Here is a 13,430-nt window from a genome sequence, read left to right as displayed (position 1 = left end):
TCGTTGAGTCCGGCTTCGGTCAGAAGACGCGGTCGACGTCTTCGGCGATCAGGTGGTCCAGCGCCCGCTCGGCGACGGCGGCGATGGTCATCGACGGGTTGCAGGCGGCGGTCGTCCCGGGCATCAGGGCGCCGTCGAGGACGTAGAGGCCGCGGTGGCCGAGCACGCGGCCCTCGAGGTCGCAGACCGCGCCCATCGCGGCGCCGCCGAGCGGGTGCCAGGTGCTGGGCGCGACGGCGGTCGTGTCGAGCAGCACGCCGAGCGGGCCGGCGATGCGGGAGATGCGTTCGTGGATGCGAGCGCTGAGTTTCGCGTCGGCGTTCGAGGGCCAGTGCAGGACGGCGTCGTCCTTCGCGGCGTCGTAGACGAACCGGCCGCGGCCCGCGCTGATGCCGTACCCGACCAGCATCGTGGTCCGCAGGTCCGGCAGCGGCGGCAGCGACGCCTGGATGACGGTGTTGGCCGTCGCCGGGTCGTCCCACTCCTTGCTGCCGTAGACGACCGGGCCGCCCTGCGGCGCACCGAAGTCGTCGGCGAGGTTCGTCCAGGTGTAGATGCGGTCGCCGTTGCTGCCCCAGCCGGCGCCGAGGGCGTCGGGCAGGTCGGGGATGTCGCCCTTCGCGCCCGCGCGCATCAGCAGCCGCGTCGTGTTCGCCGTGCCGGCGGCCATGACGAGCGCCTTCGCCGTGAGGACCTTCTTCTCCTGCACGGTCCCGGACGTGTCGATGCGGTCGACGCGGATCTCCCAGCGGCCGTCGGGCGCGAGCGCGACGTCGGTGACGTGGTGCAGGGTCGCGACGGCGCAGCGGCCGGTGGCCTCGGCGGCGGCGAGGTAGGTGACGTCGACCGAGTGCTTGCCGCCGTTGTTCACCCCGAGCGCGCAGTCTCCGTTGGTGTAGGACGGTTTCATCTCGCCGGCCAGCTCGCGCCGGGCGAAGTCCCAGTCGATCGGCATCGGGATCTTCTCGACGGCGTAGCCCGCGTTCCGCGCGTTGCGGGCGAAGACCCGGGACGCCTTGTAGGTCTTGCTTTCGACGATGGCGTCCGGCGCGGTGGCGATGCCGAGCATGGCGGCGACGCGCGGGTAGTACTCGGCGTCCAGCCGCGCGTAGTCGAGCTGCTCGGGGAAGCAGGCGTGGAACAGCTCGGCCGTCGGCTGCAGCGTCATGCCCTGGTAGACCAGCGAACCGCCGCCGACGCCCGCCGCGCACATCATGCTCATGCCCTCGCCGGTGACCTGTTCGAGCAGCCCGGTGTAGCGCTCGAACGGCGGCAGCGACGGCAGGCCGGGCAGGGCCGGCGCGGAGCCGAGCCAGAAGATTCGCTTGTCGGGCGCCGACGTCGGGTGCGGGAACGTTTCGGCGTCGGGCCCGGTCGGCCAGCGGCGGCCGCGTTCGAGCACCAGCACCGGGACGCCGGCCTGGGCGAGCCGCAGCGCCGTGACCCCGCCGCCGAACCCGGAGCCGATGATCACGACCCGGTGCTCCTCCCGCGTGCTCGGGACCCGGCCCGCACCGAGCGCGGCGGCACCGGCGACGGCGGCCGCGCCCCGCAGGACGGTTCGGCGGTTCAGGGAGGGCATGGAGAGCTCCTTCGACGGCGTTGGTGACTTTCGGTGACAGTACGAACCCGAACCGAGAGATGGAACGGATTGCCGGTCTCACTACTCGCGAGTAATGTCCTCGGCCATGCGCGCTGTGCGACCGTCCGCGGCCGGGCCCCGGCGCGTCGACGCCCGCCGCAACCGCGAGGCGATCCTGCGCGCGGCCGACGAAGCCTTCAGCGAAGACGCCGACGTGGCGCTGGACGAGGTGGCCCGCCGCGCCGGCCTCGGCCGGGCGACGGTCTACCGGCACTTCCCCGACCGCACCGCGCTGGCGCTCGCCGTCGCGGCCCACCACCTGGCGGCGTTGAAGCTTCAGGTGCGGAGCCGGGAGTCCTTTCGCGAGCTGCTGCGGGCGGTGCTTGCCATGCAGGCCCGGCGGCGCCCGCTCGTCCGGCTGTTCCGCGAGCTGCCGGAGCGCAGCCAGCGCCAGTACGCCCACGCCCTGGTTTCGCTGCTGCGCCCGGCTTTCGAGCGGGCACAACGGGAAGGCAGCGTGCGCGCGGACCTGGAGCCGGCGGATCTGGCGCTGCTGTTCGAAATGCACGAGGCGGCGCTGCGGTCGGGACTGGCACCACGGGAACCGGCGGAGCGCATGGTGCGGGTGTTCCTCGACGGCCTCGCTTGCTCCGAACGTGTGAATACGCTTCCCCGGCGCGAAGATCCGCAGGTCGGACGACAGAAGTCCGATTGACCGCCGGAAAGCCTGGGTACTTCTGCGACACGGTACCGGCACCCCGGATCCCAGGTCCTCCCGCGCCGCACCGCACCCTCCGCCCGTGCCCGCTCGCGGCCACGGCACCGTCCGCACCTCGCCCGTTCACCGGAGAACGCCATGACCAACGACTCAGGAGCTTGGCACGCCAAACTGCAGCGCGAACAGGAAGCCATCGAGCGGAAGCGGGCGCGGCAGGCCTCGCGAACGCCGGCCGGGACGTCCGCCGCGCCCCGCTGACCCGACCGTCCACAAAGGATGCCGCGGGGCCACCTCATGGCTCCGCGGCATTCGTCATTCCGGCCGCACGAGCAACGCCTCCGCGCCCTTGCGGAACGCCGCCACGAGCCGGTTGCGCTCGCCCGCGCGCGTCGCCACCGCCACCTGGCTCGGCTCGACGCCGGTCAGCGGCACGATCGTCAGGTCCGGGCGGAAGCCGGTGGTGTTCCCCGGCGCCGCCGGGATGATCGCCACCGCCTGCCCGCTCGCCACGAGCTCGATCTTGTCCTCGATCGCGTCGATGAGCGGGCCACCGGGGGCCGGGCGGCCGTCCGGACGCGGGTCAACGCGCCAGAACGCGTCCCACTCCGGGTCGAGGGCACGCGGCAACGGCTCGTCGGCGATGTCGTCGAGCGTGACGGACTCCTTGCCCGCCAGGCGATGGTCGCTCGGCAGCAGGAGCACGCGGGGCTCGTCGTAGAGGACCGTCACGTGCAGCCCCGCCGCGCGCAACGGCAGCCGGACGACCGCCACGTCGACGCGGTGCTCCAGCAGCGCCGCGCGGGCGTCGTCCCAGGCGAGGTGCTGGGTGCGCACCTCGGCGTCGGGGTGGCGCCGGCGCAGGTCGCGCACGGCCGGCGTGACGATCAGGTTCCCGGTGTAGCCGACGGTGATCCGGCTGGGCCGGGCGACCGCCCGCGCGTGGGCCACCGCGTGCGCCGCGGCCCGCAGCAGGTCCGCGGCGAGCGGGAGGAACGCCTCGCCGGCTTCGGTGAGCCGCGTGCCCTGCGGGGTGCGATCGAGCAGGCGCGCGCCGACCTGCTGTTCCAGCCGCACGATCTGGCGGCTCAGCGACGACTGCGTGAGGTGCAGCTCGGCGGCGGCGCGGCCGAAGTGGCGGTGCTCCGCGACGACGACGAAGCCGCGCACCAGGTGCAGATCGAGGTCGGACACGCCGTCAGTCTAACGCTCTGAACTGCTGTGATGCACAAACCGCGTCACGCTGCGCGAAACAGTCATTGGACCCCGCGCCCCCGGCGGCGCCACGGTGGAAGGACCACACCGTCTGAGAAGGAGTTCCATGACGACCTTGGGGCCCGTCGGCGTCTACCTGCCGATTTCGTTCACCCGCACGCCGCCCGCCGAGAGCCAGCGCGAGGCCGTGCGACGGCTGGAGCACGCCGGGTACCGGACCGCCTGGACCAACGAGGTCGTCGGCGGCAAGGACGCCCTCGTCCAGTTGGCCGTGCTGCTGGCCGCGACGGAACACCTGACGTTCGGCACCGGCATCGCGAACATCTGGGCCCGCGAACCGCAGACCCTGCACGCCGGCGCGGCGTTCCTGGCCGACGCGTACCCCGACCGGCTGGTGCTCGGCGTGGGCGTCGGCTACCCGCAGCAGGCCGAGGCCACCGGCCGGGACTTCGGCAGTCCGCTGGCCACGATGCGCGACTACGTCGGGCGGATGGACGCGGAGACCTGGCCGCCGGCGCTCGGGGCGAAGTACCCGCGGCTCCTCGGCGCGAACGGCCCGAAGATGCTCGCCCTCGCGGGGGAGATCGCGGACGGCGCGCTGCCGGCCAACCTTCCCCCGGCGTTCACCGCCGAGGCCCGCTCGGTGCTCGGCCCGGACAAGCTGCTCGTCGTCGGCCTGGCGGTGGTCCCCGACGCCGACGCCGATCGCGCGAAGGCGGCGGCGATCGAGAAGATCTCGGGTACGCTGAACCTCCCGCCGTTCTCGAAAGCCTTACGCCGCTTGGGTTTCGCGCTGGACGACGTGGCCGGGATCGCCGACGCCGTCGTGGCCCACGGCGGGCACGACGCCATCGCGGCCAAGGTGCGCGAACACCTCGCCGCGGGCGCGGACCACGTCCTGCTCATGCCCCCGACGACGGACGACTTCACCGCCGACGTCGCCGTACTGGAACGGCTCGCACCGGCGTTCGACGGCCTCGGCTGACCGGCGCCGGCCGCCGGCCGGAGTCTTGACCGGCGGGCACGCGGACTTTACAGTCAGCGTGCCCCGCTTGATGTTAACGCTAACATCACCTTGGTCCCCGACGCGCCCCGAAGGATCGACAACGATGAAGTTGTTCTCCCCGCGCCGTTTCGGCGTCGTGCTGGCCGTCGTGGCCGCACTCGTCCCCCTCGGCACCGCCGGTGCCGGTGCCGCTCCCCCGGCCAGTACCCCGTCGTCCGTACGAGATGCCGCGAGCACGCTGTCGGTGCCCGGCATCGACGACGTCCGCGGCAACCTGACCCTGCCGACGAGCGGCGCGGGCGGCACGAGCGTCGCCTGGACGTCGTCCGCGCCCGCCGTCATCACTCCGACCGGCGAGGTAACCCGGCCGCCGACCGGCGCCCAGCCCGCGAAAGTCGTCCTGACCGCGAAGGTCAGCCTCGGCCGCGAGAGCACCACGCGACGGTTCACCGCCACCGTCGTCCCGAAGCCGGCCCAGGAACCCTTGGCGGGCTACAGCTTCTTCTACTTCACCGGCGAAGGCACCTCCGACGGCGAGCAGATCTACTCGGCGCTGAGCAAGGGCAACGACCCGCTGAACTGGACCGAGCTGAACAACGGGCGGCCGGTGCTCAAGTCGAGCCTCGGCGAACTGGGCGTGCGCGACCCGTTCATCCTGCGCTCGCCCGACGGCGACAAGTTCTACCTGCTCGCCACCGACCTGCGGATCTACGCCGGCCGCGGCTGGGACGCCGCCCAGCGCTCCGGCAGCCGGTCGATCATGGTCTGGGAGTCGACCGACCTGGCGCACTGGTCGCGCCAGCGCAGCGTCGAGGTGTCGCCGCCGACCGCGGGCAACACGTGGGCGCCGGAAGCCTCCTGGGACGCCCGGCGCGGGACCTACGTCGTGTACTGGGCCTCGAAGCTGTACGCGGAGAACGATCCGAACCACACCGGTGACAGCTACAACCGGATGATGTACGCGACCACGCGCGACTTCGTCACCTTCAGCGCGCCGCAGGTGTGGAACGACCCGGGCTACTCGGTGATCGACTCGACGGTCATCAAGGACCAGGACACCTACTACCGCTTCACCAAGGACGAACGCAACAACACGTCGTCGACGCCGTGCAGCAAGTTCATCACCGAGGAGAAGTCCACCGACCTGCTCGCCCCGCACTACGGCTTCGTCGCCGACTGCATCGGCAAGGCGACGGCCACCAGCCCCGGGCTCTCCGCCGGCGAAGGACCGACCGGGTTCAAGTCCAACACCGAGAACAAGTGGTACGTGTTCATCGACGAGTTCGGCGGCCGGGGCTACGTCCCGTTCGAGTCCACCGACCTGAACTCCGGCAAGTGGACGATGTCGGCGGGCGCGCACCTGCCCGCGTCCCCGCGGCACGGCACCGTCCTGCCGGTCACGCAGGCGGAGATGAGCCGGCTGAGCGCTCCCCCGGCGCCGGTGCGGGCCGACGCGAACGGCCTCGTCGCGCACTGGCCGCTCGACGCGAAGTCGGGACAGGTCGCGGCCGACACCACCGGCCACGGTTACGACGGCGCCCTCGCCGGGGACGTTTCCTGGGCCGACGGCTCGCTGGCCTTCGGCGGCACGAACGGGCACGTCCAGCTGCCGAACAACCTGCTGACCGGCGCCGCCGCGGCCACCGTGTCCGCCGACGTCCTGGTCGACCCGGCGCAGCAGACGCCGTACTTCCTGTGGGGCTTCGGCAACACGGCGAAGGACGGGGCCGGCGACGGCTACCTGTTCACCACCGGCGGCACCGCGAGCGGCGGCCTGCGCGGCGCGATCGCGACCGGCAACTGGACGACCGAACAGCAGGTGGCTTCGAGCGGCGGGCTGCCGCGCGGGGTCTGGAAGAACCTGACGCTGACCGTCGGCGACGGCGTGGCGGTGCTGTACCTCGACGGCGTCGAGGTGGGCCGCAACGCGAACGCGACGATCAAGCCGTCGGACCTCGGCGGCGGCGTCACGGCGGCGAACTACCTCGGCCGCTCGATGTACGCGGGCGACAAGTACTTCCGCGGCAAGATGAAGGACGTGCGGCTCTACGACCGGGCCCTCACCGGGCTCCAGGTCGCGACCCTGCCGTCGAACAGCACGACGATCCGGTCGGTGGAGCTGGCCTCGCTCAGGACACCGGCCGTCATCGACTCCGGCGCGTCGACCGTCGTGCTGCCGGTGCAGCCGGGGACCGATCTGCGCCGGCTGGCACCGAAGTTCGGGCTGGCGCCGGGAGCCACGATCAAGCCCGACGCCCGGACGGTGGACCTGAGCCGGCCGCGGCAGTTCACGGTGACCGGTGCCGGCGGTGACCGTCGCGTGTGGACGGTCGAGGCGCACGAAACGCGCAGTCCGGTGCTGCCGGGCTACAACGCCGACCCGAACATCGTCGCGTTCGGGGACACGTACTACCTGTACCCGACGACGGACGGCTTCGACGGCTGGAGCGGCACGAAGTTCTCGGCATGGTCGTCGAAGGACCTGGTGAACTGGACGGACGACGGCGTCATCCTCGACCTCGGCCCGGACGTCAGCTGGGCGGACAAGAACGCCTGGGCGCCGACGATCGCGCAGCGGAACGGCAAATATTACTTCTACTTCTGCGCCGAGGCCAAGATCGGGGTCGCGGTGAGCGACTCGCCGACCGGCCCGTTCGTCGACTCGGGCAAGCCGCTGATCGCGGCGAACCCCGACGGCGGGCAGGCGATCGACCCGGCGGTGTTCGTCGACTCCTCCGGGCAGCCGTACCTGTACTGGGGCAACGGCAACGCGTACGTGGTGCCGCTGAACGAGGACATGGTGTCGTTCGACCCGGCGAAGATCACCCGCCTGACCGGGCTGGACGGCTTCCGGGAAGGCCTGTTCATGGCGGAGCGGAAAGGCACGTACTACCTGAGCTGGTCGATCGACGACACCCGCAGCGAGGACTACCGCGTCGGCTACGCGACGGCGCCGTCGCCGACCGGGCCGTTCACCAACCGCGGCCTGATCCTCGGCAAGGACACCCACCTGGGCATCCTCGGCACCGGCCACAGCTCGATGCTGCAGGTCCCGGGCACGGACGACTGGTACCTGGCCTACCACCGCTTCGGCATCCCGGGCGGCGACGGCACCCACCGCGAGACGACGATCGACAAGCTGACCTTCCGCCGCGACGGCACGATCGTCCCGGTCACGCCGACGCTGGAGAGCGTGCGGCCGGAGCGGGTCCCGCAATGCCGGGGGAAGGTCCGCTACAGCTGAACCCGGTGGTCCCGGGCTTCGCCGTGGAGGTCGCACGGCTGCCCGGGATCCCGCGGGCACAGGACCCACCTCTCCGTCGCGACCACCGAGTACATCCGATACGGCGACGCCCCGGTCACGTCTTCGAGCGTCAGTCCGGAAGCACCGTCGCCGCGGGGATAGCTCACCAAGGCGCGGTCGAGCGCCTCCCCCGACAGCTCCCGCGCCGCGCCCACCGCGTAGACGGCTCGCCCGTGGTACGGCGCGACCGTGGAGTCGAAGACGACCAGGCTGACCCGCGGGCGCTCGGCGAGGTTGCGCGAGTGCCGGGCCTCGGTCTCCGAGACCCACACGAACGTGTGATCATCGGCCGGGGCGAAGTACACCGGGGACGTCCAGGGAGCGCCGTCCTCGTCGGTCGTGCCGAGGGTGAGGTAGGCGTTCGCCGAGATCAGGGCGGCGGCGTGGGCCGCGAGGGCGTCGTCTGTCATCAGGCTCACAATCCTGCCACCCGATCGGCGAGATGGAGATCACGAGCGCGCGCGTTTACCAAGGGTGAGGCGGGGTAACCGACCGCCGTCCAGGATCTTCAGCTTCTTCGATGCAGGAGTCGTTTGATGACCAGCGTTCTCGAGAACGCCCACCCCGTCCCCGTTCCGCGCCGCCGACCGGTCGTGCCGGACGCGCTCGCCGAGCTGACCCGGCTCGCCGCGCTGGCGGAGCTCGCCCGGACCTCGTCGCCGTCCCTTATGCACCACGCGATCCTCGCCGGCACCGGCGCCGCGACGGTGGCCGCCGCCGCCGACATCGACATCGCCGAGGCGCACGTCCGGTGGCACGCGTGGGCGGAGACCGCGGTGGGCCTCGACGAGTACCTCCGCGTCCACACCGCCTTCGCCGAAGCCCTCATCGCCCGGCACGAAGCCTTCGAGGACCGACCGTGAAGACCGAAGAGACGACCCTGGCCGACCTGGAGGCGCTCGGCGACGCGGCTTCCCAGCTGCTCGCGGAGATCACCGAGCAGCTGGCCACCGTGGGGTCACGACGCTGAAGCGGGCCACCGCCGCCAGACCGCCACGTGCAGGATCACCGCGAGGCTGAGCGCGTTCAACGTCGTGTGGGTGGTCCACCCCGCGACCATCGGTTCCGGTACCCCGGCCCGGCGCGCGACCAGCGGTAGTCCGGCCGCCAGCGCCGCGGTCAGCAGCACCACCAGCACCAACACCAGACTGCGGCCTGGCAGCGGGGTCAGCCGGATCGCGGGCCACGCCTCGAACAGCATCGCGACCACGAGCACCGACGCGATGGCCGCACCCGAGACCGGCGCGAGCCGATCCGGCGGCGCCACCGCGTACGTGATCCCGGCGCAGGCGACGACCACCGCGTGTGCCGTCGCCAGGCGGACCGCGCGCCGCCTGATGCGGGCGAACGGCCAGCCGCGCAGCGCCACGTACCAGACCATCTGCCAGGCGCCGAGCACGGCGAAGAAGGCACCGTAGTCCTCGCCCGGCACCAGGCCGGTGCGGACGAGACCCAGGTACGCGGCCAGTCCCGCGACCCAGCACACCGCCAGGGCCGCGACACCCGGCCAGCGTGAGCCGCGCCCGCGCAGCGGCCACCCTTCCCCGACCAGGGTCAGCTGCAGCATCAGCGTGAAGATGCCGGCGGCCAGCGGCACCGCCGCCGTCCTGGTGACGGCCAGCCCGAGCAGCGTCAGCGCCGCTCCCCCGGCCACGACGAGCGCCGTGTCGGACAGGCCGGACCAGCCGCCGCTCAGCAGGCTGCCCGGCCAGTCCTCCCACCAGAACGCGATCATCGCGACGATCGGCAGCGCGAACGTCACCGGTGGCCCGAGCACCTCCAGCGAGCGAGCCGGGCCGCCCGCGCCGACCGCGAGCAGCGCGGCCACCGGCAGGACGAACGCCAGCCCGATGAGCGCCCGGCGCGGCTGGTTCCGCCGGGCATCGGCCAAGGCCTCGGGCGTGAGCGCGTCCGGCTTGCAGACCGCCGGGCGATCGTCCACCAGCTGGCTAGAGGACGTCATCGAGGCGGATCGGCAGCCGGTGGTGGCGCTTCCCGGTCGCGTGGTGGACGGCGTTCGCCACGGCCGCCGCGACCCCGACCATCGCGACCTCGCCGAGCCCCTTCACCCCGACCGGGTTGAACAGCAGGTCCGGCTCGTCCACGAACGCGACGTCGATGCGGTGGACGTCGGCGTTGACCATGATCGGGTACTCCTCGAGCGTCGAGTTGAGGAAGCCGCCGAACCGGTCGTCGGCCAGGCTCTCCTCGCGCAGCGCCCCGCCGATGCCCCACACCACGGCGCCGCGCACCTGGCTCGCCGCGGTCACCGGGCTGGCCACCCGGCCGCAGTCGACCACGCTGACCACGCGCGGCACGCGGATCCGGCACGTCGTCGGCTCGACGCGGACCTCGACGAAGTGGGCGACCCAGCTGAACGTGCTGAACTCGGGGAACACCGGTCCGGAGATGGCCAGGTGCCCGGCCTTCGCCTGGTCGAGCGCTTCGGGCGGCTGGCCGGGGCCGAGCGCGCTCGCCTCGACCTCGACCGGGTGTCCGGCGCGCTCGACCGCAGCCGCGACGTCGACCTCGCCCGTGTCGGCGGCGTTCAGGTGCTTGCGCAGCTCCCGCAGTCCGGAGTGGACAGCCGGCAACGCGCTCGCCGTCCCCCACGAACCCGCGGTGAGGTGCTGCGCCGCGAACCGGGTGTCGCCGACCCGCACTTCGACGTCGTGCGGCGGGATGCCGAGATCGCGGGCCACGAGCAGCGCGATCGCCGACCGGATGCCCTGGCCCATTTCGTGGCCGTCGACGCCGACCGTGACGCGGCCGTCGGCCCCGGCGGTCAGGTGCGCGACCGCGGGCACGATGCTGCCCGGGTAGGTGCCCGCGGCGACGCCCCAGCCGACCAGCGAACCGTCGTCGGCCCGCATCGAGCCGGGCTCCGGGTTCCGGTCCGCCCAGCCGAACTCTTCGGCGCCGCGGCGGAGGCACTCCGCGAGGAACCGGGTGGAAAACGGCCGTCCGGTCACCGGGTCGGTCATCGTGTCGTTGGCCAGCCGCAGCGCGACCGGGTCCTGCCCGGTGGCGTACGCCAGCTCGTCGACGGCCGACTCGAAGGCGAACATCGCGGAGCTCTCGAACGGCGCCCGCATGTACCCCGGCGTCTGCACGTCGGTCTGGACCAGGCGGTGCCGGCCGCGGAACGCCGGGAAGCCGTAGAGCCGCGACGTCACCTCGGTGTGCATCGCCGGGAACAGGTCGTGCCGGGACGTCTGCTGGTCGACCTCGTGGACGGCGGCGAGGATCTTGCCGGACGCGTCCGCGCCGAGGCGGACGCGGTGGCGGGTGGCCGGGCGGAAGCTCCCGTTGTGGAACGTCTGGGTGCGCGCCAGCACGAGCTTGACCGGCCGCCCGAGGCGTCGCGCCACCAGGGCCAGCGGGCCGAGGTGCGGCTGCAGCGAGTTCTTCTGGCCGAAGCCGCCGCCGACGTACGGCGAGCGCACCTCGATGTCCGCGGGGTCGATGCCGAGCTGCTGGGCGAGCCCGTGCCGGAGGGCGGCCGCGTTCTGGGTGCCCTCGTGCACGACGAGCGTGCCGCCCCGCCACTCGACGACGGCGCCGTTCAGCTCCATCGGCACGGCGTGCTGCGCCGCGTACTCGTAGGTGCTGTCGATCCGGACCGGGCTCGCGTCGACGGCCGCGTCGGCGTCGCCGACCTTGATGTCGGCCAGGAACGGCAGCGGGATCGCTTCTTCCTGGACGAGGGTGGTCGCGCCCTCGGCGCCGAGGTGGACGGCGAACGGCTCGGTGTCGTACTCGGCGGTGACGAGCTCGGCCGCCTCGGTCACGGCGACCAGGGTCTCCGCGACGACCAGGGCGATCGGCTGGCCGCGGTAGGCGATGTGGTCGTCCAGCAGCGGCTGCAGGCTCTGGAAGGAGAACCCGCCGCCCATGATGAACCCGGCGCCGCGCAGCTCGTCGGCGTCGAAGCGGGTGACGGTGAGCAGGACGCCCGGCACGGCTTCCGCCGCGGCGGTGTCCACACGGGACACCCGGCCGCGGCCGATCCGGGCCACCGCGAGCGTCGCGTAGACGACGCCGTCGGGAACGCGGTCGGTCCCGTAGGCGGCCTGGCCGGTGACCTTTTCGTGGGCGTCCACCCGGCGTGTGTCGGTCATCGGGAGGCCCTTTCCGCGGCGATGCGCACCGCGTCGGCGACGGTGCGGATGCCCAGCTCGACCCGGAATCCGTTGGAGGTGCCGGGCCGCGCGCCGGCGAACGCGACCTCCCCGGCGTGGCGGGCGGCCTCGGGCGTCAGCGGCGCTCCCCGCAGGGTCCGTTCGGCGTCTCCGGCGCGCCACGGGCGGGTGGCGACGCCGCCGAGCGCGATCCGGCAGTCCCCGATCACGCCGTCTTCGACGGTCAGCGCGACCGCGGCCGAGGCGAGCGCGAAGGCGTAGGACTCGCGGTCGCGGATCTTCAGGTAGGTGGAGCCGCGCCCGGCGGGCGTCGCCGGGACGCGGATCCGCAGGATCAGCTCGTCGGGGTCGAGGGTGTGCTCGCACGTCGGGTCGTCGCCCGGCTCGACGTGTAGTTCCGCCAGGGGAACCGTGCGCTCGCCGCGGGGGCCGACGACGTCGACGACCGCGTCGAAGGCGAGCAGCGCGATGGCCCAGTCACCGGGGTAGGTCGCGATGCACGCGTCGCTCGCGCCGAGCAGCGCGTGGGTGCGGTCGTGGCCCTCGAGCGCGGCGCAGCCGGAGCCGGGCTCGCGCTTGTTGCACGGGAACTCCGGGCCGCCGCGGAAGTAGCCGCACCGGGTGCGCTGCAACAGGTTCCCGCCGACGCTGGCCATGTTCCGCAGCTGCTGGGACGCGGCCCGCCAGAGCGATTCGGACAGGGCCGGGTACTCGTCGCGGACTACCGGGTGGTCGGCGACGTCGGCCATCCGGGCCCCGGCACCGAAGACCAGCTCGTCCGCGCGGGTCTCGATGGTGGTCAGCTCGGGCAGCCGATGCACGTCGACGACGACGGGCGGGGTCTCGATGCCGAGCTTCATGAGGTCGTAGAGCGTCGTGCCGCCGGCGAGCACCTTGGTGCCGGGCGCGGCGTCGCGGAGGGCGTCGACGGCGTCGGCGACGCTGCCGGGCGCGACGTAGGCGAAGGGACGCATCAGCCCTCCTTGGTTGCTTCGGCGGCTTGCCGGACCGCGGCGACGATGCCGACGTAGGCCCCGCAGCGGCAGAGGTTGCCGCTCAGGTACTCGCGGATCTGGTCGTCGTCGGCCGTGTGGCCTTCGGCGATGCAGGCGAGGCCGGACATGATCTGGCCGGGCGTGCAGTAGCCGCACTGCAGCGCGTCGTGGTCGACGAAGGCCTGCTGGAGGGGGTGCAGCGCGCCGCCGGGGCCGGCGACGCCTTCGATCGTGGTGACGTTCTGCCCGGCGGCCTGCACGGCGGGGGTCAGGCAGGAGACCACGCGCCGCCCGTCGAGGTGCACGGTGCAGGCGCCGCAGTGGCCCTGGTCGCAGCCCTTCTTGGTGCCGGTCAGGCCGAGCCGTTCCCGCAGCACGTCGAGCAGCGACTCCCGCGGGTCGAGCTCGAGCCGGACGGCCTCGCCGTTCACGGTCGCTTCGACGGTGGTTTCTGGAGTGGACACCCGGCGA

General features: G+C 72.7%; 11 protein-coding genes. 4 read left to right on the top strand and 7 right to left on the bottom strand.

What is annotated here, in order from left to right; genetic code table 11:
• Nucleotides 1–19: 19 nt before the first annotated feature.
• The gene (locus tag ACZ7OU_RS28155; protein WP_470257422.1) at nucleotides 20–1,582 is read right to left on the bottom strand and encodes a GMC oxidoreductase; all 1,563 of its coding nucleotides are present in this window, start codon (nucleotides 1,580–1,582) and stop codon (nucleotides 20–22) included.
• Nucleotides 1,583–1,688: 106 nt separating this feature from the next.
• Here ACZ7OU_RS28155 and ACZ7OU_RS28150 point away from each other — a divergent pair, with 106 nt between their 5' ends.
• Nucleotides 1,689–2,297 (top strand): TetR/AcrR family transcriptional regulator, encoded by a 609-nt coding sequence (locus tag ACZ7OU_RS28150; RefSeq protein ID WP_470257421.1) that lies wholly within the window; start codon nucleotides 1,689–1,691, stop codon nucleotides 2,295–2,297.
• Between the two features lie 315 nt (nucleotides 2,298–2,612).
• Here ACZ7OU_RS28150 and ACZ7OU_RS28145 read toward each other — a convergent pair whose 3' ends face one another.
• On the bottom strand, nucleotides 2,613–3,491 hold the full coding sequence (locus ACZ7OU_RS28145; RefSeq protein ID WP_470237071.1) for a LysR family transcriptional regulator: 879 nt from the start codon (nucleotides 3,489–3,491) through the stop codon (nucleotides 2,613–2,615).
• A 127-nt stretch (nucleotides 3,492–3,618) separates the two neighbouring features.
• On the opposite strand from ACZ7OU_RS28145, the gene ACZ7OU_RS28140 reads away from it, so the two are divergent.
• Nucleotides 3,619–4,497 (top strand): TIGR03620 family F420-dependent LLM class oxidoreductase, encoded by an 879-nt coding sequence (locus ACZ7OU_RS28140; protein ID WP_470257420.1) that lies wholly within the window; start codon nucleotides 3,619–3,621, stop codon nucleotides 4,495–4,497.
• A 124-nt stretch (nucleotides 4,498–4,621) separates the two neighbouring features.
• A complete protein-coding gene (locus tag ACZ7OU_RS28135) occupies nucleotides 4,622–7,762 on the top strand; it encodes a family 43 glycosylhydrolase (protein ID WP_470257419.1) in 3,141 nt (1,046 codons plus the stop codon).
• On the opposite strand, the gene ACZ7OU_RS28130 is transcribed toward ACZ7OU_RS28135, so the two are convergent.
• The gene (locus tag ACZ7OU_RS28130) at nucleotides 7,753–8,232 is read right to left on the bottom strand and encodes a pyridoxamine 5'-phosphate oxidase family protein (RefSeq protein ID WP_470257418.1); all 480 of its coding nucleotides are present in this window, start codon (nucleotides 8,230–8,232) and stop codon (nucleotides 7,753–7,755) included. The two genes, ACZ7OU_RS28135 and ACZ7OU_RS28130, sit on opposite strands and share 10 nt — an antisense overlap.
• 126 nt (nucleotides 8,233–8,358) lie before the next feature.
• Here ACZ7OU_RS28130 and ACZ7OU_RS28125 point away from each other — a divergent pair, with 126 nt between their 5' ends.
• Nucleotides 8,359–8,685 carry a hypothetical protein gene (locus ACZ7OU_RS28125; RefSeq protein WP_470237075.1) on the top strand — a complete coding sequence of 109 codons (327 nt, stop codon included), beginning with the start codon at nucleotides 8,359–8,361 and terminating at the stop codon, nucleotides 8,683–8,685.
• Nucleotides 8,686–8,780: 95 nt separating this feature from the next.
• On the opposite strand, the gene ACZ7OU_RS28120 is transcribed toward ACZ7OU_RS28125, so the two are convergent.
• From ACZ7OU_RS28120 to ACZ7OU_RS28105, 4 genes are read right to left on the bottom strand one after another with little or no spacing between them, the layout of a single operon-like run.
• Nucleotides 8,781–9,785 (bottom strand): hypothetical protein, encoded by a 1,005-nt coding sequence (locus ACZ7OU_RS28120; protein ID WP_470257417.1) that lies wholly within the window; start codon nucleotides 9,783–9,785, stop codon nucleotides 8,781–8,783.
• A complete protein-coding gene (locus ACZ7OU_RS28115) occupies nucleotides 9,772–11,943 on the bottom strand; it encodes a xanthine dehydrogenase family protein molybdopterin-binding subunit (RefSeq protein ID WP_470257416.1) in 2,172 nt (723 codons plus the stop codon). Before ACZ7OU_RS28115 ends, ACZ7OU_RS28120 begins: the two co-directional genes overlap by 14 nt.
• A complete protein-coding gene (locus ACZ7OU_RS28110; RefSeq protein WP_470257415.1) occupies nucleotides 11,940–12,938 on the bottom strand; it encodes an FAD binding domain-containing protein in 999 nt (332 codons plus the stop codon). Before ACZ7OU_RS28110 ends, ACZ7OU_RS28115 begins: the two co-directional genes overlap by 4 nt.
• Entirely contained in the window at nucleotides 12,938–13,423 is a 486-nt protein-coding gene (locus ACZ7OU_RS28105) for a (2Fe-2S)-binding protein (RefSeq protein WP_470257414.1), read from the bottom strand. Before ACZ7OU_RS28105 ends, ACZ7OU_RS28110 begins: the two co-directional genes overlap by 1 nt.
• Between the last annotated feature and the right edge of the window lie 7 nt (nucleotides 13,424–13,430).

Source organism: Amycolatopsis sp. NPDC114505, from assembly GCF_055633615.1.
This window is presented reverse-complemented; position numbering and strand designations above follow the sequence as displayed.

Coding starts and splice junctions, on each gene's coding strand:
- ACZ7OU_RS28155 (WP_470257422.1), bottom strand. CDS start 1,582: ATGCCCTCCCTGAACCGCCGAACCGTCCTGCGGGGCGCGGCCGCCGTC.
- ACZ7OU_RS28150 (WP_470257421.1), top strand. CDS start 1,689: ATGCGCGCTGTGCGACCGTCCGCGGCCGGGCCCCGGCGCGTCGACGCC.
- ACZ7OU_RS28140 (WP_470257420.1), top strand. CDS start 3,619: ATGACGACCTTGGGGCCCGTCGGCGTCTACCTGCCGATTTCGTTCACC.
- ACZ7OU_RS28135 (WP_470257419.1), top strand. CDS start 4,622: ATGAAGTTGTTCTCCCCGCGCCGTTTCGGCGTCGTGCTGGCCGTCGTG.
- ACZ7OU_RS28130 (WP_470257418.1), bottom strand. CDS start 8,232: ATGACAGACGACGCCCTCGCGGCCCACGCCGCCGCCCTGATCTCGGCG.
- ACZ7OU_RS28125 (WP_470237075.1), top strand. CDS start 8,359: ATGACCAGCGTTCTCGAGAACGCCCACCCCGTCCCCGTTCCGCGCCGC.
- ACZ7OU_RS28120 (WP_470257417.1), bottom strand. CDS start 9,785: ATGACGTCCTCTAGCCAGCTGGTGGACGATCGCCCGGCGGTCTGCAAG.
- ACZ7OU_RS28115 (WP_470257416.1), bottom strand. CDS start 11,943: ATGACCGACACACGCCGGGTGGACGCCCACGAAAAGGTCACCGGCCAG.
- ACZ7OU_RS28110 (WP_470257415.1), bottom strand. CDS start 12,938: ATGCGTCCCTTCGCCTACGTCGCGCCCGGCAGCGTCGCCGACGCCGTC.